Source organism: Rhodococcus sp. 14-2483-1-2 (assembly GCF_002259405.1).
Taxonomy (GTDB): Bacteria; Actinomycetota; Actinomycetes; order Mycobacteriales; family Mycobacteriaceae; genus Rhodococcoides.
In genome coordinates, this window is sequence record NZ_NPFW01000022.1 from 714,431 (window position 1) to 736,117 (window position 21,687).

Sequence of the window (21,687 nt, forward strand, 5' to 3'; positions counted from 1 at the left end):
CGTTTCGATGTCTTCGACCACATGTATCGATCAACATCTATCAAGGAGTTCGCGACTATGGCTGCCGTCTGCGACGTATGCGCCAAGGGGCCCGGCTTCGGTAAGTCGGTCTCGCACTCGCACCGACGGACCAACCGTCGTTGGAACCCGAATATCCAGACCGTTCACGCTCAGGTTGCGCCTGGTAACTCCAAGCGCATGAACGTGTGCACCTCCTGCTTGAAGGCAGGCAAGGTGGTCCGGGGCTGATTTCGGCCTCGCTCTTCGATTTCCTCCACGGCCTCGACTGCGTGCGAGCACTGTGCCCCGCCCCCGATCTCGGAGGCGGGGCACAGTCGTGTGAGCTTCCGTTTCGGTTCCGTTCCGTACTGTTACACAACCGGTCGGGACCGTGACGAATACGGCGAATCACGGGCACCGGCCGGTGACACCGGCCGAGCAGTCTCGAACGCATGGCGACAACACGCACACTCCTCGTCACGGCGCTCGCAGCGCTGACGCTCACGGCATGCTCGAACGCAGAGCCCGATACGCCGACGGCCGCGCACTACCTGGCCAGTCAGCCCGACTCGGGGCCGGCCGGCGGTGAGATAGACGACCGGATAGGCCTCGACAACACCGATCTTCCCGCACTCGCCCGTCTCGACCGCGGCCTGCTGATGGCACTGCAGTCCGCTGCTGCGGATGCGACATCGTCCGGGGTGGATGTGTACGTCACCTCCGGATGGCGTTCCGCGTCGTACCAGCAACGCTTGTTCGACGAGGCCGTAACCCGCTACGGCAGCACCGACGAAGCAAGACGCTGGGTGCAGACACCCAACAATTCCAAGCATGTCACCGGACGGGCGGTGGATGTCGGACCGACGGACGCCGCCGACTGGATGATCCGACACGGCAGCGACTACGGCCTGTGCCAGACCTATGCCAACGAAATGTGGCACTTCGAGATGGCGACCAGTGCGGGCGGCACCTGCCCGGCCCCACTCGACGACCCATCCGAAGAACGATCGGAGGGCTGACAATGACACGGGTCGAACCGAGGCGACTTGTCGCCGCTCTCGTACTGCTGAACCTTGGAGTCCTCGTCTACTGCCTGTGCGTGTTGACGACCACAGGCCAAACCGTGGATCAGAGGCTGATGGTGAGCGCCGAATCACTGTCCGGTGACCTCGCCGAGATCTGCGCCGACTTCGTCGAACTCGTCGCACCGGTCTCGGCCGCAGGAGCGGTTCTCGTCGTATGCCTGATCGCCTGGCGCGGCAACAGGATTGCCCTTGCGCTGCGAGCAGGAATCATGACGCTCGGACCGATCGCGACGGCCTGGATTCTGAAGTACTCGCTCGATCGACCGAACCTCGATGGCCTCGTCCAGCACAACTCCTTTCCCAGCGGCACCCTCACCTGCGTCACCGCTGTCGTCTGTGCGGTATACCTCGCGTCCGCTCACCGCTGGCGGATCGTCGTCGCGATCAACGGTGCACTGCTCATCGTCGGAACTGCTGTGTCGGTCGTCGTCCTGAAATGGCACCGCCCCAGTGACGCCCTCGGCGCGCTGCTGCTCGTCGGGTGCTATGCCCTGGCGGTCTCCGCATTTCCGATCAGGATCTCCGCGCCCCGATATTCGACGCTGGCCGACCCCGGCAACGAACGTCTCGCGCAGGTGTGAGCCCTGTACCCTTGGCCGACCGCGATTGCCCCTACTACACGAGGTCCTCGACATGGTGAACATTCTCTTCGTGGAGGACGATCCGGCTGTGGCCGAAGCAATGACGTTGGGGCTGAACCGACTCGGTCACCGAGTCGACCATCGCCCCGACGGCAACGGTGATCTCGACAACGCGCTGGGCTCCGCCGAGATCGTCCTGCTCGACCTCGGCCTCCCCGGAGCCGACGGCTTCGAGATCTGCCGACGAATCCGCGCGCAGAGTTCGGTGCCGATCATCATCCTCACAGCCCGCTCCGATGACATCGACACCGTTGCGGGTCTGGAAGCCGGTGCGGACGACTACGTCGTCAAACCCACGAGCCCACGAGTCCTGGACGCGCGCATCAAGGCTGTGATCAGACGATCGACCGATACGACTCCCGCGGCGACGCCAACGGCAACGGCGATCGTCGAGCAGTACGGCGATGTGACCGTCGACCGTTCGTCACTACAGGTGAGGAAGGGCGGAACTCTGCTGACGCTGACGCCGACCGAGCTTCGGCTCCTGCTCGCTCTGACCGAGAACGTGGGTCACGTGCTCAGCCGAGGCCAATTGTTGTCTGCAGCATGGGATCAGGACTACCTCGGTGACTCCCGAATCGTCGATGCTGCGATCCAGAGACTACGCGGAAAAATCGAGGACGATCCCGCTGCACCGGCCACCATCGAAACGGTGCGTGGGTTCGGATATCGATTCGATCCCGGCCCGGCTCGTTGATGCCGTCCCGGCTGCGAGTCGACGGCCTGCGTACTCGACTGGTCCTGGTGTTCATCACCATCGTCGTGATCATCGCCGGTGCAACGGCCGGTGTGGTGTCGTTCATGGCGCGTTCGTGGATCTACTCCAACGCGCAGGACGTGGCGACTGCGCAGTTCCGCGACGAACTCCAGGATGCCGACGGGGCCCAGGTGACCCGAGCGAATTCATCCGAACTGAAACAGTTCTTTCCGTCCGACATGACGTTGCTCGTCGGCGACGACGAAGTACAACGGGGATCCGTCGACCCGGCCACGCTCTCCCCCGATTTTCTGGCCGGGGTGGGCAGTCGCGGAATCATCCGCTTCGTCAGACTCGACTCCGAACGGATCATGATCGCCATGTCGGTCCGTGTCTTCGAGGCGACCGATCCGGACGGCGACGAAACCCTGGTCACGGCCGTCGCCATTCGGCCGCTCGAGGGCGTGCAGGACAAGTTCGACGATCTCCTGCGCGCCGTGGCCCTCACCCTGGCGGGCGGAGTACTGGTCAGTGGGCTGCTCGGAATGTGGATCGCCTCGACCCTGGTGCGTCCACTGCGACGCCTCGATCGGGCCGCTGCCCGCGCCGCCGACGGTGATCTGAGTGTTCGACTCTCCGAGGAGGGCGTGACCGAACTCGCCGAGCTGACGACGACCTTCAACACCATGATCGCCAGAAACGAGACGGTCATTCGCGGGTTGGAGGAGTCGGAAGAGCAGGCGCGCAGGTTCGTCGCCGACGTCTCCCACGAGCTCAGAACTCCACTGGCAGCACTGGTTCCGGTCGGAGAGATACTCCGCGAGGAGATCCCCCAACTCTCGGCCGATGCGGGAGCAGCCGCCCGGATAGTCAGCGGTGAGATCGGGAAGCTCGCTCGACTCGTCGAGGATCTCATCGAGATGTCTCGTCACGACGCACAACAGGCGCGCCTCGTTCTCGACGACGTCGACCTCGTCGAGCTGGTCCGACACTCACTGACCCGCCGCGGATGGGCAGAAAGCGTCGAACTGCGAGGGCCAAACAGTATCGACGCGACCGTGGATCCCCGACGCATCGACGTGGTGGTCGCCAACCTCGTGGGTAATGCACTTCGTCACGGCGCGCCCCCGGTACGCGTGGAGATGAGCGCTCGTCCCGAGTGGGTGGACGTGACAGTGGTGGACCACGGGCCAGGGATATCGCCGGAGGACAACCACGCGATCTTCCGACGGTTCTACAAGGTGGACACCGCTCGCGGCCGCAGCGAAGGCAGCGGACTCGGACTGTCCCTCGCCGCCGAGAACGTACGCCTGCACGGCGGCACCATCACTGCCGACCGAGTGGATTCGACCACGGTCTTCAGCGTCCGGCTGCCCCGTCTCCGACCCCGGTAGCGGCTCCGACAGTTGACTCCCGCATCCGTGCCCGAGCACGGCGGCCCCACGGCGGAACAGAACCGTCGGTTAGAGTCCCGAACGTGACTTATTCGGACGCAGACATTTCCAGCAAGGTCAGCATCGAGGACGGTGTACTGCGCATCGTCGTCGCCACCGATGCCGGTGGTGCCTCCCTCGACCTCGAGGGAATCGACGCAGGCACCTCGGCTCTACGCTCCGTCAATGCCGGCAGCACCGCGATCGGAAGCGTCCTGCTCATCGGACGGGGACCCAACTTCTGCGCCGGCGGCAACGTGCGCGATTTCGCCGGCGCGGCCGATCGCAGTGCCTTCGTCGGTTCCGTCGCCGACACGTTTCATGCCTTCGTTCGCGAACTCGCCACGGTCAGCGTCCCGATCGTCGCCGGTGTGCACGGCTGGGCCGCCGGTGCAGGCATGAGCCTGGTCTGTCTGACCGACGTCGCCATCGGCGGACCGTCGACCAAGCTGCGCCCCGCGTACCCCTCGATCGGATTCACTCCGGACGGTGGAATGTCCTGGACACTGCCCCGAATCGTCGGTTCGGGCCGCGCGATGGACATCCTGCTCAACGACGCGATCATCAACGGAGAGGACGCCGTTCGGCTCGGGATCCTCAGCCGGCTGGTGGGCGACGACATCGTGGACAGCGAGGCCGAGCGTCTGGCTCGAACCCTCGCCAACGGACCGACATCGGCGTACCAGGGAATCAAGAAACTGCTCGGAACGTCTGAATCGACAACTCTGACAGAGCAGTTGGACGCCGAAGCCGCCTCGATATCAGCAGCTGCGTCGTCACCTGCCGGACGTGAAGGGGTCGACGCGTTCGTCGAGAAGCGTCGTCCCGACTTCTCCTGAACCGGTCAGGGCAGGGTCCAGTCGATCGGTTCGTCTCCGCCCTCGACCAACAACTCGTTGACACGAGTGAAGGGCTTGGATCCGAAGAACCCGCGCGAGGCGGACAGCGGTGATGGATGAGCGGATTCGATGCAGGGCACGGATCCGAGCATCGGCTTCAGGGTTGCCGCGTCGCGTCCCCACAGAACGGCGACAAGTCCGGGCGCGTCGGGTGTCTCCGCTCGGGCGACCAGGGCCCGAATAGCCCGCTCCGTCACCGCTTCCCACCCCTTCTTTCGGTGCGACGCCGCCTGACCCGGCTCGACGGTCAGCACCCTGTTGAGCAGCATCACGCCGCGGTCGCACCAGGGCGTGAGATCACCGCTGCTGGGCGTGGGCAAACCCAGGTCGTCCGAGTACTCCTTGAAGATGTTGTTCAGACTCCGCGGGACGGGTCGCACGTCCGGTGCAACCGAGAAGCTCAGCCCCACTGCGTGTCCCGGCGTCGGGTACGGATCCTGGCCGACGATGAGGACTCGAACCTCGTCGAAGGGGTAGCGAAACGCCCGCAGTACGTTTTCTCCCGCGGGCAGATAGTGCCGTCCTGCGGCGAGCTCGGCCCGCAGGAAGTCGCCCATCGCAGCGACATTCGACTCGACCGGCGCGAGGGCCCGTGCCCATCCCGATTCGACGGCATCGGCGAGCGGCTTGGGCGTCACCGATCGATCCGGCGCAGCGCGTCGCGGTAGTACGCGGCGTTGGCCGAGTACATCTGCACGTTGATGTCGACATGGCCGTCGGGAACCTGGTAGCCCTCGCGAATCTTCGCGGGCACACCGAGCGCCATGGAACGTTCGGGAACGACGAACTTGAACGGCACAACCGCGCCAGCACCGACGATCGAACCGGCACCGATCTTCGAACCGTTCAGCACCACCGAGCCCGACGCGATGAGGCAGTTGTCCCCGATGGTCGCACCCTCGACGTGCGCGTTGTGGCCCAGTACGCATCCGGATCCGATGACCGTTGCGTCGATCGGGGTGCAGTGCACCACGGTTCCGTCCTGCACGTTGGTGCCCTCGCCGATCGAGATCGTGCCGTAGTCGGCCCGCAGAACCGCAGTGGGCCACACCGACGATCCGGCAGCCAGGGTCACCGCTCCGATGACGACGGCGTCGGGATGAACGTAGGCGTCGGGGTGGATGTCGGGTTCACGATCACCGAGTGCATAGATAGCCATCTCTGCAACTTAGCCGACTCGTTGGACCCGACCCGTGTTCACTCGCCCTCGAAACTCGACCATCCCGATCTACCCTCGTGAACGCGTCCACCGACCGTCACTCGCGGGCTCTGTCCATCACCGCCGTGCTGGACACGGCCGATCACCGTCCATCCCCGAGGAACGCCTGCGGCATCGGGGAAGGTGCCGACGAGCGCGTGATCCTCGCCTCCGGTGAGTACCCACTCCAGCGGATCGTGCCCCACCAGCGTTGCTGCCGACCGCAGTTCGACGGGGATCTCCAGCAGATCCGGATCGAGGTCCAGGAGAACGCCCGACGCGTCGGCGATGTGGCCGAGATCGGCCAACAACCCGTCGGAGACGTCGGTGAGCGAGGTCGCACCCGCCTCTGCGGCGTCGATCCCGGCGCGATACGGAGGGACGGGCACCCGGTGCGCGTCCACCACGACGTCGTGGCCGGTTGTGTCCCTGTCACCGAGCAGTAGTGCCAGTCCGGCCGCCGACCAGCCGAGCCGCCCCGCGTACGCGATCACGTTGCCGGCACGCGCCCCCGATCGAAGAACCGGGGCCCGGCCCTGAAGATCGCCGAGCGCGGTGATCGAGATCACCAGCTCCGGCGATTGCACCACATCGCCACCGACAACGGCCGACCCCGCAGCAACTGCCTCGAGCCACATGCCCTCGTTGAGACCGTCGGTCACGCTCACCGGCGTGTCGGCCGGACATCCGAGAGAGACGAGAAAGCCCGAGCACTGCGCGCCCATTGCGGCGATGTCAGCGCCGTTCTGCGCGATCGCCTTACGGCCGATCTGTATCGGACTCGACCAGTCGAGTCGAAAGTGCCTGCCGTGCACCAACATATCGGTGGACGCCGCGATCCGACCGTCGGACGCAGCGACAACGGCTGCGTCGTCGCCCGGCCCGACGATGGTCGACGGTGGCTGCACACGGTCTGCGATCGCACGGGCGATCACGTCGAATTCGCCGACCTGCGCGACGGTGCGCTCGCTGCCGGTGGCCGAGTCGGTGACGGAGTCGTCGATGATGTTCCTCTCTGAGAACGCGGTACGTGCGCGACGGTCTCACGCGGAGCGCGCGCCGCGCCTGCGGTACCTTTTAGCGGCGGTCGGGACAGTACCGATGCAGCAGGTTACGTGCGAAGAGAACGTAGTCGACTCAACCTACAGTCGAGAAGTCCGGCAGGGGAAAGGGACCACCGATGGTGCAAGCATTCGTTCTCGTTCAGACCGAGGTCGGCCGAGCGACGGCCGTCGCACAGCAGATCGAGGCCGTCGACGGTGTCGTGTCGGCGGAGGCAGTGGTCGGGCCCTACGACGTGATAGCCCGCGCCGACGGTGCCTCCGACGCCGAGATCGCCGAGATCGTCTCCCGCATCCAGAAGGTCGATGCCATCACTCGCACCCTCACCTGCCCTGTGGCCCCGCAGTCGACGACGTCCGTCGGATAGCTCGTGAATTCACCCGACACCGGCAACGACGCCGGCACCGAAAACAGCCCCGCCGAGACCGAGGGCACTCGCGAGCAGCGCCATCCTGCGGTCATCGCCACCGCGATCGCCCTACCGGTCGCGCTGGTCGTCGGAGTTCTGGTTGCCGCCATCGCGGTCAACCGCTCGCCCGTCCACGATCCGGTCGCTCTGGGCCCGGTCGACTCCCCCGATGCCGCGAGTGCGCAGTGCACGTCGCTGCTCGACGCCCTGCCCGACAACCTCGGCGACTACACCAGAGCCGAGTTGGCCGATCCGGCACCGGTCGGAGTCCGCGCATGGGTCTCGGCCGAGGAGAACGCCGAGCCGGTCGTGTTGCGCTGCGGCCTGCCGCGGCCGATCGGGTTCGATGTGGCTGCACCACTGCAGGTGATCGACGACGTTCAGTGGTTCGAGGTGTCCGGGGAAGACGACGGGATCGACGCCAGCACATGGTTCGTCGTCGATCGCGGTGTGTACGTGGCCCTGACGATTCCGGGCGACTCGGGCCCCACCCCGTTGCAGGACGCGTCCTCGGCCGTGTCCGGCGCGCTGCCCCAGCAACCTCTCGACCCGGCTCCGCTGCAGTAGCGCTGGGCCGCAACAGCTCTAACGCAGACCGATACCGCGGGCGAGAGCGGTGTCGATCAGGGTGGCGATGAGCGTCGGGTAGTCGACGCCGGATTCCGCCCACATCTTGGGGTACATCGAGATCGAGGTGAACCCGGGCATCGTGTTGATCTCGTTGATGACCGGACCGTTCTCGGTGACGAAGAAATCCACCCGCGCCAGGCCCTGGCAGTCCAACGCACGGAAGGCAGCGACGGCGAGGTCACGAATGCGGTCGCTCGTGGCGTCGTCGAGGGCAGCCGGGATGTCGAACTCACTGACATCGTCGAGGTACTTGGTGTCGAAGTCGTAGAAAGCGTGATCGTCGATGTCCGCGTCGGGAATTCGGATCTCGGCGACGGCGCTCGCGCGCACGGTGCCGTCGGGAAACTCCAGTACCCCGCACTCGACCTCGCGGCCGTGGATCATGCCCTCGACGATCACCTTGGGGTCGTGTTCGCGTGCGACGGCGATCGCGGTGGGGAGTTGGTCCCATTCGGTGATGCGCGAGATTCCGATGGACGACCCGCCTCGGGCCGGTTTGACGAATGCGGGCAGACCGATTCGGTCACGCTCGGCAGCCGTCAGGTCGTCGACCGCGCGCCGGAGTACCACCTGGCGACCGATCGGCAGTCCCTCGGCTCCGAGCAGCTTCTTGGTGAATTCCTTGTCCATCCCCGCGGCGCTGGCCAGCACGCCCGGCCCGACGTACGGAACGCCTGCCAATTCGAGCAGACCCTGCAGGGTGCCGTCCTCGCCGTACGGTCCGTGCAGAACCGGGAACACGACGTCGACGGATGCGAGCACCGTCCCGCCTTCCCCTTCGCCGAGGGCGAGCAGAGCGCCGGCGTGACCCGGGTCCGTGCTGAGAGCTAGCGATGCGCCGGTCTTGTCCACGGTCGGAAGCACCCGGTCGTGAATCGTCAGCGCGTCGATGTCGGAGGAACCGAGTACCCAAGCACCGTCCGCGGTGATTCCCACGGGAACCACCTCGTACTTGGCCGGATCGAGGTTCTGCAGCACGCTACCTGCCGATACACAGGACACAGCGTGCTCGCTGCTGCGTCCACCGAAGACGACGGCAACTTTGATGCGGGGAGTACTCACGATGAGAAACCGTACCGCCGCGGCTCATCGAACGCGGATTCGCCCTGTTCGTCGCGAGACCCCGATCACTGCCTCACTCGGGCTTGATGCGACGTCCCAGCAGGTGCCCGACTGCATCCGGAACGGACATGCCGCCGTGACACACCCGATGGACCGCGTCGGTCAGCGGCATCTCGACGTCGTAACTCTCGGCGAGCGCCCGGACCGAGGTACAGGACTTGACGCCCTCGGCAACCTGCCCGTGCGCCGCTTCCTGCGCACTCTCGAGGGAGCCACCCGAACCCAGTCGTTCTCCGAACGTGCGATTGCGCGAGAGAGGTGACGAGCAGGTGGCGACCAGATCTCCCACGCCTGCCAGGCCCGACAGCGTCGACGGTTTGGCACCGAGCGCTACTCCGAGACGGATGATCTCGGCCAGACCCCTGGTCATGATCGACGCGAGGGTGTTCTCGCCGTATCCGACGCCTGCGGCCATCCCGCAGGCGAGGGCGATGACGTTCTTGCAGGCACCACCGATCTCGGCACCGATGACATCACTGTTGGTGTACGGCCTGAAATATCCGGTGGCGCAGGACTTCTGAATCTCGAGGGCACGCTGGGAGTCGGAGCACGCGATGACGGTCGCGGCGGGCTGTCCCTCGGCTATGGGGCGCGCAAGATTCGGCCCGGACAGGCACGCGACCCGGCTGGGGTCCGCACCGGTGACCTGAGAGATCACCTGGCTCATCCGCATGAGCGTTCCGGTCTCGATTCCCTTCGCCAGGGAGAGCAGGGTCGCGTGCGGCGGAATCGAATCGGTCCACGCCCCCAGATTGGCCCGCAGACTCTGCGACGGCACGGCCAGCACCACGATGTCGGCTCCGTCGAGTGCACGGACGGGATCACTCGTCGCGCGAATCGACGACGGCAGCTCGATTCCCGACAGATAATCCTTGTTCTCGTGGTCGTCGGTGATGGATGCAGCGAGTTCCTCGCGGCGGGCCCACATGGTGACGTCCGTTCCCGCATCGGCCAACACCTTGGCGAATGCGGTCCCCCACGAACCCGACCCCAATACCGCTGCTCTGCTCATTCCGCCAACCCCTCGCCTACTTCGCCGATGCCCTGTCCACGCGCGCATCACCCTAACTCGCAGACCTGCTCGGGCGGTCGGAGTCGGCACAGATCCGTGACGCTGGCAGGATCGAGCACCATGGGTGCATCACGAGACGGCGACGGCGACCGCGTCGTCAGGGTTCTCATCGCGGTGAAGGATCTCACCGCGGCGAAGTCGCGCCTGGCGGCGGAGTTCTCGCCACCCGACCGGACACGATTGGTGCTCGCCATGCTCAGCGACACCGTGGCGGCCGCAGACGCGGTGTCGGTGGTCGATTCGGTCACGGTGGTCACCCCTGATCCTCTCGTCGCGGAGACCGCCCGCAGAATCGGTGCACGGGTGTTCGACGAACCGGTCCGCGATCCTGCGCTGCCACCGGACGAACGCCTCAATCACGCGTTCTCCGCCGCGGCGCACGTACTGCGACACGGTCACGTCGGCGCGGACGGTCGTGGGGGCTCGACCGTTGCCGCAGACCGAGTCGACATCATCGCGTTGCAAGCAGACCTTCCGGCGATGCGTTCGGTGGAACTCGCCCAGGCCTACACCGGTGCCCGCCGGGGAGGCAGATCACTCGTGGTCGATCATCACGGCACGGGGACCGCTGCCCTGATCCTCAAGGACTCCCCCGACGAGCTGGCTCCACTGTTCGGCAGAGACTCCGCACACCGCCACACCGAGTCGGGCGCACGGGAACTCGACGGCACGTGGCCGGGTCTTCGACTGGACGTGGACACCGCCGACGACGTCCGTAGAGCGCACCGTCTGGGGGTCGGACCGGCGACGGCGGCCGTCCTCCACTCGCTCGGCTGGAGTGACGAAGCATCTGCGACGACTGCGTGAGCGTGCGGACCGCCGCGGCAGTCGAGTGAACACCGGCGGTGAGTTCGGCCATCGGAGTTTCACCCACGCCGGGTATGGGGGATGATCGTGCGGTGAGCAAAGACGACGTGCAGCCCGCGAACCAGGATCCGCCGATCGAGACCGGAAAGGCCACCGGTGCGGAGCCGGCATGGAGCGCTCCGATCGCGGCGACGATGCCGAGCATTCCCTCCGCTCTACCGGCTGCCACGCCGGAATCCGTGGACGCTGCCACCGTGCTCCCCGAAAATCGCTATCTCAACCGGGAATTGAGCTGGCTCGACTTCAACTCGCGAGTTCTCGCGCTGGCGGAGGACTCGTCGCTCCCCTTGCTCGAACGGGCGAAGTTCCTCGCCATCTACGCATCCAACCTCGACGAGTTCTACATGGTTCGAGTTGCCGGCCTCAAGCGTCGTGACGAAACCGGTCTGTCGGTTCGCTCCGCCGACGGTATGACTCCGCGCGAGCAGCTCGCCGTGATCGGGCAACGCACCCAGGAGCTCGCGCTCAAACATGCGCGTGTGCTGCTCGATTCGATCCTGCCCGAGCTCACCGCCGAGGGCATCGCGATCATCCGGTGGTCCGACCTGGACAGCGACGAGCGCACGCGGCTGTCGGAGTATTTCACCGAGCAGGTCTTTCCGGTTCTCACGCCGCTGGCCGTCGACCCGGCCCACCCCTTCCCGTACATCAGTGGCCTGAGCTTGAATCTCGCTGTGACAGTGAAGGATTACTCGACGACCGGTGAGCACTTCGCCCGCGTGAAGGTTCCCGACAATGTGGATCGCTTCGTACGGGTCAAGCGCGGCGACGGCAATCACCGCATCGATGCCTTCCTCTCGATGGAGGAATTGATCTCGGCTCACCTCGACGTCCTCTTCCCCGGGATGGAGGTCGTCGAGTCTCACGCGTTCCGCATCACGCGCAACGCCGATTTCGAGGTCGAGGAGGACCGAGACGAGGACCTCCTGCAGGCACTGGAGCGTGAGCTCGCGCGCAGGCGCTTCGGCTCGCCGGTCCGCCTCGAGATCGCCGACGACATGACCGAGCACATGCTCGAATTGCTGCTTCGCGAACTCGATGTCGATCCAGGCGACGTCATTCAGGTCCCCGGACTGCTCGACCTGTCGTGCCTGTGGCAGGTCTACAGCGTCGACCGCCCCAACCTCAAGGATGCCCCCTTCGTCCCGGCCACCCACCCGGCATTCGGTGAGCGCGAGACCCCCAAGAGCGTCTTCTCCACCCTGCGCGACGGCGACGTGCTGGTACATCATCCCTACGATTCGTTCTCCACCAGCGTTCAACGCTTCATCGAACAGGCGGCGGCCGATCCGCAGGTGCTCGCCATCAAGCAGACGCTCTATCGGACCTCGGGCGATTCCCCGATCGTCAACGCGCTCGTCGACGCCGCCGGAGCGGGCAAGCAGGTCGTTGCACTGGTCGAGATCAAGGCGCGTTTCGACGAACAGGCCAACATCGAGTGGGCACGCAAGCTCGAAAAGGCGGGCGTCCACGTGGTGTACGGCCTCGTCGGCCTCAAGACGCACTGCAAGACCTGCCTGGTCGTGCGCCGAGAAGGATCCGTCATTCGCCGGTACTGCCACATCGGTACCGGCAACTACAACCCCAAGACAGCGCGAATCTACGAGGACGTGGGCTTGTTGACGTCGTCGCCCGAAATCGGGGCCGACCTCACCGATCTGTTCAACTCACTGACCGGATATTCGCGAAAGTCCAAGTACCGCAACCTCCTCGTCGCACCGTACGGGGTGCGGCGCGGCATCGTCGAGCGCATCGAGGCGGAGGTCGAACACCTCAAGGAAGGCCGCGCGGCCGGAATTCGTCTCAAGGCCAACGCCTTGGTCGACGAGCAGGTCATCGACGCGCTCTACCGAGCATCGATGGCAGGAGTTCCGGTGAAGGTGGTGGTGCGCGGAATCTGTGCACTCAAGCCAGGAGTTCCCGGCCTGTCGGAGAACATCGAAGTTCGTTCCATCCTCGGCCGATTCCTCGAACACTCGCGAGTTCTGCACTTCCAGGGTGCGGACGAGTTCTGGATCGGCAGCGCAGACATGATGCACCGCAACCTCGATCGCCGAGTCGAGGTGATGGCTCAGGTCAAGGATCCGCGACTGGCGAACCAGCTGAGCGACATCTTCGATTCTGCCCTCGACCCCACCACTCGATGCTGGGAGCTGGGACCGGACGGCGGCTGGGTCGCGTCACCGGCTCGAGGTGAGAAAGTTCGTGAGCATCAGGTGGACCTGATGCGCAGTCGGAGGAATCAGGCGTCCTGATGGGCACTTCCGACGGCTCTCCCCGCGCCAACATCTTCGCGGCGGGCTCGATCCTGTGGCGACGTTCACCGAGCGGCGACCCCGGCGTCGAGGTCGCCTTGGTGCACAGGCCCAAGTACGACGACTGGTCGTTCCCCAAGGGAAAGCTCGATCCCGGTGAGACAGCTGTCGACGCCGCGGTCCGAGAGGTCAAGGAGGAGACCGGATTCGACTCGCGACTCGGACGGTCGCTGTCCTACGTCACCTATCCGATCCCGGGGCACCGCCGGGTCAAGAAGGTGCTGTACTGGGCGGCCGAGGTCACCGGGGGCGAGTTCGTTCCCAATGTCGAGGTGGACGAACTGCGCTGGGTGACTCCGGAGGACGTCGGCCGCGAGCTCTCGTATCCCATGGACCACAAGATCCTTCGCCGGTTCGTGGCCAAGCCTGCCGACACCTCCACGGTGTTGCTGGTTCGGCACGGCAGCGCCGGGTCGCGCTCACGGTTCAAGGGCAACGACGTCGACCGTCCACTCGACAGAACCGGACGACGTCAGGCCGAATCCTTGGTCTCGTTGCTTCGGGCCTTCGGCGGTGATTCCGTGTACGCCGCCGACCGCGCTCGATGCGTCCAGACAGTCGCTCCGTTCGCGGAATCGTTGGGGGTGGACATCACTCCCGAGCACCTCCTGTCCGAGGAGGGGTACGCCGACGACCCACGTAAGGGGCGCCACCGCGCTCGCGACATCGCCGAACTACCCGGCACCCCCGTGATCTGCAGCCAGGGAAAGGTGATCCCCGACCTGATGCGATGGTGGGCCGAGAAGGACGGAATAACGTTGCCTGCCAACAGAAATCGCAAGGGCAGCATTTGGGTCCTCTCGCGCCGCGACGGCAGGCTCATCGCTGCCGACCACATCGCCAGTCCATTGCCCACCCTCGCCGCCGACGGCTGAGCAACGCAACACGAACGACGGAAGGCCCCCGACTCGCTCTTCGAGTCGGGGGCCTTCTGCCTTGTCCACACTGCCACACTCACGCAGCCGCATCAGCGGCTGCGCCTCACGAGTGAGACCTGCAGGCTCTACTTCTTTGCTGCGCGCTTCGCGGGAGCCTTCTTCGCCGGAGCCTTCTTGGCCGGAGCCTTCTTCGCTACGGTCTTCTTGGCCGCTGTCTTCGCCGGAGCCTTCTTGGCGGGAGCAGCAGTCGTTGCCGCCTTGCGCGCGGTCGTCTTGGCCGGAGCCTTCTTCGCAACGGTCTTGCGTGCGGTGGTCTTCGCGGGAGCTGCCTTCTTCGCAGCGGTCTTCGCGGGAGCCGCAGCCTTGCGAGCCGTGGTCTTCGCCGGTGCTGCCTTCTTGGCGGCAGCAGTGGTTGCCTTGCGGGCGGTCGTCTTCACGGCCGCCTTCTTCGCAGCCGTCTTCTTCGCAGCCGCAGTCTTCTTGGCCGGAGCCGCAGCCGAACCGCGCTTGACGGCAGGACCGGTGGCGGGCAACTTCTGTCCGCCCGCGATGACGGCCTTGAACTGTGCACCCGGACGGAATGCCGGAACGTTGGTCGGCTTCACGCGAACGGTCTCACCGGTGCGGGGGTTACGGGCGACGCGCGCTGCGCGACGACGCTGCTCGAACACGCCGAAGCCCGTGATCGTGACACTCTCGCCGCGGTGTACTGCGCGCACGATGGTGTCGACGATGTTCTCGACAGCCTCTGTGGCGCTCCGCCTATCAGACCCCAACTTCTCGGTCAGGGCGTCAATCAGCTCTGCCTTGTTCATGGATTTCCTCCGCTATATGGTGGTCCATCGTCGGACCGACTACTACAACGGTAAACCCCAAGTCGTCAAGAGTCTATGCGCCACGCCAATTTTCATTCTGGTGTCGCGCAATGATTCACGGCCGCAAAGCGTGTCGGACCGGTGCCCGGTCAGCTTTCGGCGGGTGTCTCGATCCGCGCCGGGAGGGTCAGGGGTTTGTATGAAGGCCTTGACTTTTCGTACTCCGTAATGGCCTCTACCTGGCGTAATGTCAATCCGATGTCGTCCAGACCCTCCAGCAGACGCCACCGCGTGTAGTCGTCAATCGCGAAGCGCACCACCAACGTTCCAGCCGTTACGGTCTTGTCGACGAGGTCGACAATTATTTCCAGACCGGGCTGTTCTTCTAAGGCTTTCCACAGTAATTCGACGTCCGACTGATCGACTTCGGCGGCCAGCAGCCCGGCTTTGCCCGAGTTTCCGCGAAAGATATCGGCGAAACGGGAAGCGATCACAACCCGAAATCCGAAGTCCGAGAGTGCCCAGACGGCATGTTCGCGTGACGATCCCGTACCGAAATCGGGCCCGGCAACGAGCACCGAGCCTCGGTCGTAGGGCTCGAGGTTCAAGATGAAGTTCGGGTCCGAGCGCCAGGCCGCGAACAACCCGTCCTCGAATCCGGTACGCGTGACGCGCTTGAGGTAGACCGCGGGGATTATCTGGTCGGTGTCGACGTTGGACCGCCGAAGCGGAACTCCGATACCGGTGTGTCGAGTGAAAGCTTCCATCGAATGTGCTCCTATGCGTTCGATCGATCCGAGCGAATACGCGCGTTACGCGAGATCGGCCGGAGAGGACAGGGTTCCGCGGATTGCAGTTGCCGCCGCAACCAACGGTGACACGAGATGGGTGCGACCACCCTTACCCTGCCTACCCTCGAAATTCCTGTTGGATGTCGACGCCGATCGCTCGCCCGCCGCCAATTGATCCGGATTCATTCCCAGGCACATCGAGCAGCCGGCCTGACGCCACTCCGCTCCTGCGGCCGTGAATATCTCACCGAGGCCCTCTTCTTCGGCCTGCGCCCGCACCCGCATGGACCCGGGTACCACCAGCATTCGCACTCCGTCGGCAACCCGGTGCCCTTCGAGAACGGACGCGACGGCCCGCAGATCCTCGATTCGACCGTTGGTGCACGAGCCCACGAACACGGTGTCGACGGCGATCTCGCGGATGGGTGTGCCTGCTTCCAGGCCCATGTACTGCAAAGCCTTCTGCGCGGCGGCCCGCTCGCTCTCGTCGACCATCGCCTCGGGATCGGGCACCGTATCGCCCAGTGGCGCACCCTGACCCGGATTCGTTCCCCACGTGACGAACGGCGTCAACGTATCGGCATCGATGTGGACCTCGTTGTCGAACACCGCATCCGGATCGGTCGCCAGTTCGTCCCACGCCGCCACCGCCGCGTCCCAGTCGGCACCGCTGGGAGCGTGCGGACGCCCCTTCAGGTATTCGTAGGTGATCTCGTCGGGAGCAATCATGCCTGCCCGCGCACCGGCCTCGATCGACATGTTGCAGATGGTCATTCGCGCCTCCATCGACAGCTTGCGAATGGCCTCACCGCGGTACTCGAGGACGTAGCCCTGGCCGCCGCCGGTGCCGATCTGTGCAATGACAGCAAGGATCAGGTCCTTGCTCGTCACACCGGGGGCGAGCTCACCGTCGACGTTGATCGCCATCGTCTTGAAGGGACGCAGCGACAAGGTCTGCGTGGCCATGACGTGCTCGACCTCGCTGGTACCGATGCCCATCGCGATCGAGCCGAAGGCACCGTGCGTCGAGGTGTGACTGTCTCCGCACACCACGGTCATGCCGGGCTGGGTCAGACCCAACTGTGGCCCGATGATGTGCACGATGCCCTGATCGAGATCGCCCATCGGGTAGAGCCGAACGCCGAATTCCTCGCAGTTGCGTCGAAGAGTGTCGACCTGTGTGCGCGAGACCAGATCTGCGATGGGCGCGAAGATGTCTGCCGTCGGGACGTTGTGGTCCTCGGTCGCGATCGTGAGATCGGGACGCCGGAGTCCGCGGCCGGCCAGCCGAAGGCCGTCGAACGCCTGCGGGCTCGTGACCTCGTGCACCAGATGGAGATCGATGTAGATCAGGTCCGGCTCACGCGCTCCGCCTTCTCCGCCGCCTCGGACCACCACGTGCTGGTCCCATACCTTCTCCGCCAAAGTCTTCGGTGTTTCGGACATCGCTGTCGCGGACCTCGTCTTCCCTGTCGTCGTCGCGCCGATGAACGGGCTGGCCCACCTCGCGTGATCGTCTCGACATCATGCCCCTGACGCGCACTGAAGATCTCGTAGTTGTGCAATCTCAGCATTCGGGAGGCTAATATCGTTCTATGAGACAGCATAGCCCGAATGGCCTCGTCGACAAATCGAGCGGTATCGGGGTCCTCGACAAGGCGATGACCGTGCTGCACGCGGTGGCCGAGAAGCCCTGCAATCTCAACGATCTGTGCGCGCGAACGAGCCTGCCCCGGGCCACGGCCCACCGGCTCGCGGTGGGCCTGGAGACCCACCGACTACTCGTACGAGATGCCGACGGCCTGTGGCGGACGGGGCCGGGGCTGGGAGAGCTTGCGGCGAGCGCATCGGACGCCCTGCTCGATGCCGCCGCCTCGGTACTCCCACGCCTGCGCGAAATCACCGGTGAGAGCGTGCAGATCTATCGGCGGGAAGGGACGGTGCGGGTGTGCGTGGCGTCCATGGAGCCGCCGACCGGACTTCGCGACACCGTGCTCGTCGGCGCACGCCTTCCGATGACGGCCGGATCGGGTGCCAAAGTGCTTCTCGCATGGGCAGATTCGCAGACTCAACGAACAGTTCTGCCCGATGCAGAATTCGGTGAGCGTGTTCTCCTCGAAGTTCGGCGGCGCGGATGGGCACAGAGTGCCGGCGAGCGTGAACCGGGCGTCGCGAGCGTCGCAGCGCCGGTTCGAGACAGCAACGACACTGTGGTGGCGGCGATCTCGGTATCCGGACCCATCGATCGAATCGGACGCAAGCCAGGAGCGCGCTGGGCCGCGGATCTCCTGGCGGCCGCGGACGCACTGAACAAGCGACTCCGATAGAAGCATGCAGGCCCCGTCGGCCCGAGGAAAACGAGCTGATCGAGCTGCGAGAGTGGGGTACCTTCGTCTCGAACGGCCTACCCGGCCGGTCGACGACTGCGAGGAGTCATCCCATGCCCGAATCCGGCAGTGAAGAACTGAAGAAGAAGTTCCGCGAGGTTCTGGAACAGAAGAACAGCAAGTCTCACAATTCCGTCGAACACAAGGACGGTGGACCGAAGGTCAACAACGCCCACGGTCCGGCCGACCATCAGAAGATGTTCCGCCGCAAGAGCGTCTGAGAAGCCCGCACCGAAACGACAACACCCTCCCGATCCGAGGATCGAGAGGGTGTTGCCAGTTGTAGCCCCGACGGGATTCGAACCCGCGCTACCGCCTTGAGAGGGCGGCGTCCTAGGCCGCTAGACGACGGGGCCAGGAACTTCACCTGCATTGTGTTCGAGCTTGTACGTGCTGAGCCAGCTTAACTGCCTCGGCCTCGGCGACAAAATCGCCTTCACCTGCTCGCTGGGGTACCAGGACTCGAACCTAGAATGGCGGTACCAGAAACCGCTGTGTTGCCAATTACACCATACCCCAATGGACTTGAATCGAATTGCTCATCACGATCGATGTGCACTGCGTTTCGAGCCGGGATAGAGACTATCAAAGGTGACTACCCATTCTCCAAATCGGCTGCTCAGAGCCACCGAAACCGCCCCAAGGACGCGTCGGGAGCCGCTGAGACACCCTCGCGTGGGGACCGAAGAGCCCCCTCCACACCTCGGCCGACGCGTGGAGCAGACTTGTTCTCCGTGACCGATCGCAGACCCGGCCGAGTCCGATGAAGGTTCTGCTCGTTCCACAGGGCGAGCAGGCCGTACTGACGTACCTCGCCGACGACGGCTCGACGCTCAGTGATCCCATCGTGGTCGAGGATCCGGCCGCGGCCGTAGCCGAGATCGAGCGCGACGATCGACCGAGGTGGGTGTGGGAAGACACGAGCCGGATCTACCCTCGACTGCTCGACGGAGGGATACGCGTACGCCGCTGTCACGATCTCGCACTGGTCGGTGCCATTCTGTCCATGCGGGCCGGCTCGGCGACCGTCCCGTCGGCTCCTGCCGACCTGCGACCGGGCCTGTTCGACGCGAACCCTAACTCCGATCCCGTGGCGGTACTCACCGAGTATCGGCGTCAGCTACGCGACATCGGTGCCGATCGCGCACTGCACCTGCTGGCAGCGGCCGAGTCGGCCGGAGGACTGGCTGCAGCGGAGATGACCTTCGACGGGTTGCCGTTCTCGGCGTCGGCGCATCGCCGTCATCTCGAGACGATGCTCGGTACCCGGCCGCTCGATGGATCCACTCCCCCGGCCCTCGTGGAACTCGAGAACCAGATCTCGTCGGTATTCGGCCGACGCGTCAATCCCGCCTCGCCCGTGGAGTTGGTGGCCGCGTTCGCGCGCGTCGGTATCGAACTGACATCGACTCGCGCGCACGTCATCCGCGACATCGACCACCCGGCGGTTCAGCTGCTGCTGCGCCACCGTGATCTCTCGAAGCTGCATGCCGCGAACGGGTGGGCGTGGCTCGACGCATGGGTTCGCGACGACAGATTCCGGCCGGTCTACGTTCCCGGCGCTGTGGTGTCGGGTCGGTGGGCCAGTCGCGGTGGGGGCGGCCTTCAAATTCCGAAACCCCTGCGCGCCAGCGTGATAGCCGATCCCGGCTATACCTTCGTGGCTGCCGATGCGGGCCAGCTCGAACCACGCATCCTCGCTGCGATGTCCGGCGATCCGCGCATGGTCGCCGCGGCAGGCACCGCAGATCTGTACGCACCGGTGGCGGCAGAATCGTTCGACGGCGATCGCGGCCACGCGAAGGTCGCCGTTCTCGGGGTGCTCTACGGCGCGACCTCGGGTGAGGCGCGCGCTCTGCTGACGCGACTACGGGCCAAGTTCCCCGGTGCCGTCGCACTGGTGGAGGAGGCCGCCCGCGCCGGAGAACGTGGCGAGGTCGTTCGTTCGTGGCTGGGACGGGCCTGCCCACCGCCCTCGGCGCAGTGGTGGTCCGCCGGTGACGCCCATGCCCGTGGCCGGTTCACTCGCAATTTCGTCGTGCAGGCCACCGCCGCCGAGTGGGCGCTGTGCTTGCTGGCCGATCTGCGTGGTCGGTTGGCCGGGAGCGGAGCCCGCAGGAGCGACCAAAATTCCGGCAGCGGAGCCCGCAGGAGCGACCGGAATTCCGGGACCGACAGCGAACTGGTGTTCTTTCAGCACGACGAGGTGGTGGTGCATTGTCCCGTCGCCGAGTCGGATCGTGCCGCCGAAGCGATTGCCGGGTCGGCATTGTCGGCAACCCGGCTGATGTTCGGCGACACGGCGGTCCGGTTTCCGATGGAAACGAGAATCGACCGCTTCTACGGTGCCTCGGCTGCCGGTTCGGAGCCGGATTCGGACTGAGCACGCGGCGGGTCCACGAACGTCACGTCGATGTCCTCGAACGGCTTGTTGCGTTGCGCTTCGGCCTGTCCGGTGTAGGTGAGCTTGTCGCCCTCGGTCAGTTCGACGTCGTCGGTGAACGGGCCGAGCAGGGCTCGGGGAAACAGCCGATCGACGCGAACCACGTTGATCTCGATGCACATCACGATCGACACCGACGTCACGTACAGAAACGCCAGCAGTCCCAGTACGACAGCGAACACACCGTTGGTCACGGTCGCGTTGCTGACGACGTACTTCACGTACACACTGCCGAACGTCTGCAGCAGCTGCCAGATCAGACCGGCCACGATGGCCCCGGGAAGGACCTGCGGGATCGACACCGATCTCGCTGTGGCGAGCCTGAACGCGACGACGAACACGCCGACGTAGAAGAACGTGCCGACCACGAATACCACCAGGCCGGATTCCGGACCGAAATATCCTGCGGCACTGAGCACATTGAGTGCTGTGATGGCCAGCACGGCCAGACCGACCGTGCTCAGCAGACCCAGGCCGCGCACCCGGGCGCGGATGGGATCGGGCCGTAGGTTCTTCGGCACCGTCCACGCGGTGTTCATCGCGTTCTGGAGCGCCACCGCCACCCCGAGTCCGCCGTACAGGGAGCCGAGGACACCCACCACCAGACCGACGGTGCCTCCACCGATGCGTTCGGGCCGGCCCAGTTCGTCTCCGATCACCGGGATCTGACCGAGCGCCGAGTTCAGGATCTGTTGCTGCAGTTCCGGACTACCGGCCAACACGATGCCCAGAACCGTCGAGAACAGCAACAGTGCGGGAAACAGCGAGACGAAGGCGTAGTAGGTGATCAGGGCAGCGAGGTAGCCACCCTGATCGTCGACGAACTTGTACACCACCGCAATGGGATATCCGAGAACCGGCCGCCTGCGCTGGAGTCGATCCAGTCGATCGGACACACTCATTCGAGGCTCTCCCCGAGGACCGGGGTGCGCCGGCGGCCGTG

At 65.2% G+C, this 21,687-nt stretch carries 23 protein-coding genes and 2 tRNA genes; 14 read left to right on the top strand and 11 right to left on the bottom strand.

What is annotated here, in order from left to right; genetic code table 11:
* Positions 1-57 precede the first annotated feature (57 nt).
* From rpmB to CH295_RS24370, 6 genes are all read left to right on the top strand, one after another.
* A complete protein-coding gene (gene rpmB, locus CH295_RS24345) occupies positions 58-249 on the top strand; it encodes a 50S ribosomal protein L28 (RefSeq protein WP_008717389.1) in 192 nt (63 codons plus the stop codon).
* Between the two features lie 203 nt (positions 250-452).
* Complete coding sequence (locus tag CH295_RS24350) at positions 453-1,019, top strand: M15 family metallopeptidase (RefSeq protein WP_094742093.1); 567 nt, start codon at positions 453-455, stop codon at positions 1,017-1,019.
* Between the two features lie 2 nt (positions 1,020-1,021).
* A complete protein-coding gene (locus CH295_RS24355) occupies positions 1,022-1,666 on the top strand; it encodes a phosphatase PAP2 family protein (RefSeq protein ID WP_094742094.1) in 645 nt (214 codons plus the stop codon).
* Between the two features lie 52 nt (positions 1,667-1,718).
* Positions 1,719-2,423, top strand: a complete 705-nt coding sequence (locus tag CH295_RS24360; RefSeq protein ID WP_094634199.1) for a response regulator transcription factor — start codon at positions 1,719-1,721, stop codon at positions 2,421-2,423.
* Positions 2,423-3,817: a sensor histidine kinase gene (locus CH295_RS24365; protein WP_252342159.1), complete on the top strand. Its 1,395-nt coding sequence runs from the start codon at positions 2,423-2,425 to the stop codon at positions 3,815-3,817. The genes CH295_RS24360 and CH295_RS24365 overlap by 1 nt, the downstream gene beginning before the upstream one ends.
* 83 nt (positions 3,818-3,900) lie before the next feature.
* Positions 3,901-4,695, top strand: coding sequence for an enoyl-CoA hydratase/isomerase family protein (locus CH295_RS24370; RefSeq protein WP_082323593.1), 795 nt, complete (start codon positions 3,901-3,903; stop codon positions 4,693-4,695).
* A gap of 5 nt (positions 4,696-4,700) precedes the next feature.
* On the opposite strand, the gene CH295_RS24375 is transcribed toward CH295_RS24370, so the two are convergent.
* Genes CH295_RS24375 through CH295_RS24385 form a run of 3 tightly spaced genes read right to left on the bottom strand, consistent with a single transcriptional unit; the run spans position 4,701 to position 6,888 of the window.
* A complete protein-coding gene (locus tag CH295_RS24375) occupies positions 4,701-5,393 on the bottom strand; it encodes a uracil-DNA glycosylase (protein WP_094742096.1) in 693 nt (230 codons plus the stop codon).
* Positions 5,390-5,914 (bottom strand): gamma carbonic anhydrase family protein, encoded by a 525-nt coding sequence (locus CH295_RS24380; protein WP_032397774.1) that lies wholly within the window; start codon positions 5,912-5,914, stop codon positions 5,390-5,392. Before CH295_RS24380 ends, CH295_RS24375 begins: the two co-directional genes overlap by 4 nt.
* A 38-nt stretch (positions 5,915-5,952) precedes the next feature.
* Positions 5,953-6,888, bottom strand: coding sequence for a thiamine-phosphate kinase (locus tag CH295_RS24385; RefSeq protein ID WP_502694532.1), 936 nt, complete (start codon positions 6,886-6,888; stop codon positions 5,953-5,955).
* A gap of 245 nt (positions 6,889-7,133) precedes the next feature.
* Between CH295_RS24385 and CH295_RS24390 the strand changes: the two genes are divergently transcribed.
* The gene (locus CH295_RS24390) at positions 7,134-7,382 is read left to right on the top strand and encodes an Lrp/AsnC ligand binding domain-containing protein (RefSeq protein WP_037189711.1); all 249 of its coding nucleotides are present in this window, start codon (positions 7,134-7,136) and stop codon (positions 7,380-7,382) included.
* Positions 7,383-7,385: 3 nt separating this feature from the next.
* The gene (locus CH295_RS24395; protein ID WP_094742098.1) at positions 7,386-7,991 is read left to right on the top strand and encodes a DUF3515 domain-containing protein; all 606 of its coding nucleotides are present in this window, start codon (positions 7,386-7,388) and stop codon (positions 7,989-7,991) included.
* An 18-nt stretch (positions 7,992-8,009) separates the two neighbouring features.
* Here the strand turns inward: CH295_RS24395 and CH295_RS24400 are convergent, their stop codons facing one another.
* Positions 8,010-9,116 (bottom strand): D-alanine--D-alanine ligase family protein, encoded by a 1,107-nt coding sequence (locus tag CH295_RS24400; protein WP_094742099.1) that lies wholly within the window; start codon positions 9,114-9,116, stop codon positions 8,010-8,012.
* 73 nt (positions 9,117-9,189) lie between these two features.
* Positions 9,190-10,188 carry an NAD(P)H-dependent glycerol-3-phosphate dehydrogenase gene (locus CH295_RS24405; RefSeq protein ID WP_037189714.1) on the bottom strand — a complete coding sequence of 333 codons (999 nt, stop codon included), beginning with the start codon at positions 10,186-10,188 and terminating at the stop codon, positions 9,190-9,192.
* Positions 10,189-10,290: 102 nt separating this feature from the next.
* On the opposite strand from CH295_RS24405, the gene cofC reads away from it, so the two are divergent.
* From cofC to CH295_RS24420, 3 genes are all read left to right on the top strand, one after another.
* On the top strand, positions 10,291-11,055 hold the full coding sequence (cofC, locus tag CH295_RS24410) for a 2-phospho-L-lactate guanylyltransferase (RefSeq protein WP_373453577.1): 765 nt from the start codon (positions 10,291-10,293) through the stop codon (positions 11,053-11,055).
* A 194-nt stretch (positions 11,056-11,249) separates the two neighbouring features.
* Complete coding sequence (locus tag CH295_RS24415) at positions 11,250-13,370, top strand: RNA degradosome polyphosphate kinase (RefSeq protein ID WP_230596244.1); 2,121 nt, start codon at positions 11,250-11,252, stop codon at positions 13,368-13,370.
* Positions 13,370-14,305, top strand: coding sequence for an NUDIX hydrolase (locus tag CH295_RS24420; RefSeq protein ID WP_094716554.1), 936 nt, complete (start codon positions 13,370-13,372; stop codon positions 14,303-14,305). Before CH295_RS24415 ends, CH295_RS24420 begins: the two co-directional genes overlap by 1 nt.
* Before the next feature lie 128 nt (positions 14,306-14,433).
* On the opposite strand, the gene CH295_RS24425 is transcribed toward CH295_RS24420, so the two are convergent.
* The 3 genes from CH295_RS24425 to leuC all read right to left on the bottom strand — a co-directional run bounded on the left by CH295_RS24425 (position 14,434) and on the right by leuC (position 17,360).
* Positions 14,434-15,123: an HU family DNA-binding protein gene (locus CH295_RS24425; protein ID WP_037189723.1), complete on the bottom strand. Its 690-nt coding sequence runs from the start codon at positions 15,121-15,123 to the stop codon at positions 14,434-14,436.
* 149 nt (positions 15,124-15,272) lie between these two features.
* Positions 15,273-15,890: a 3-isopropylmalate dehydratase small subunit gene (leuD, locus tag CH295_RS24430; protein WP_037189724.1), complete on the bottom strand. Its 618-nt coding sequence runs from the start codon at positions 15,888-15,890 to the stop codon at positions 15,273-15,275.
* Between the two features lie 45 nt (positions 15,891-15,935).
* Complete coding sequence (gene leuC, locus CH295_RS24435) at positions 15,936-17,360, bottom strand: 3-isopropylmalate dehydratase large subunit (protein ID WP_037189725.1); 1,425 nt, start codon at positions 17,358-17,360, stop codon at positions 15,936-15,938.
* A gap of 149 nt (positions 17,361-17,509) precedes the next feature.
* Here leuC and CH295_RS24440 point away from each other — a divergent pair, with 149 nt between their 5' ends.
* Complete coding sequence (locus CH295_RS24440) at positions 17,510-18,241, top strand: IclR family transcriptional regulator (protein WP_037189727.1); 732 nt, start codon at positions 17,510-17,512, stop codon at positions 18,239-18,241.
* A gap of 113 nt (positions 18,242-18,354) precedes the next feature.
* Positions 18,355-18,522 carry a DUF5302 domain-containing protein gene (locus CH295_RS27940; protein ID WP_170946045.1) on the top strand — a complete coding sequence of 56 codons (168 nt, stop codon included), beginning with the start codon at positions 18,355-18,357 and terminating at the stop codon, positions 18,520-18,522.
* Positions 18,523-18,584: 62 nt separating this feature from the next.
* Here the strand turns inward: CH295_RS27940 and CH295_RS24445 are convergent.
* Both CH295_RS24445 and CH295_RS24450 read right to left on the bottom strand, forming a co-directional pair.
* Positions 18,585-18,657, bottom strand: a tRNA-Glu gene (locus tag CH295_RS24445).
* A 91-nt stretch (positions 18,658-18,748) separates the two neighbouring features.
* Positions 18,749-18,820 (bottom strand) — tRNA-Gln (locus CH295_RS24450).
* 244 nt (positions 18,821-19,064) lie between these two features.
* Between CH295_RS24450 and CH295_RS24455 the strand changes: the two genes are divergently transcribed.
* A complete protein-coding gene (locus CH295_RS24455) occupies positions 19,065-20,684 on the top strand; it encodes a bifunctional 3'-5' exonuclease/DNA polymerase (protein WP_094742100.1) in 1,620 nt (539 codons plus the stop codon).
* Here the strand turns inward: CH295_RS24455 and CH295_RS24460 are convergent.
* On the bottom strand, positions 20,642-21,646 hold the full coding sequence (locus CH295_RS24460) for a YihY/virulence factor BrkB family protein (protein ID WP_170946046.1): 1,005 nt from the start codon (positions 21,644-21,646) through the stop codon (positions 20,642-20,644). The genes CH295_RS24455 and CH295_RS24460 overlap by 43 nt on opposite strands.
* Positions 21,647-21,687 lie beyond the last annotated feature (41 nt).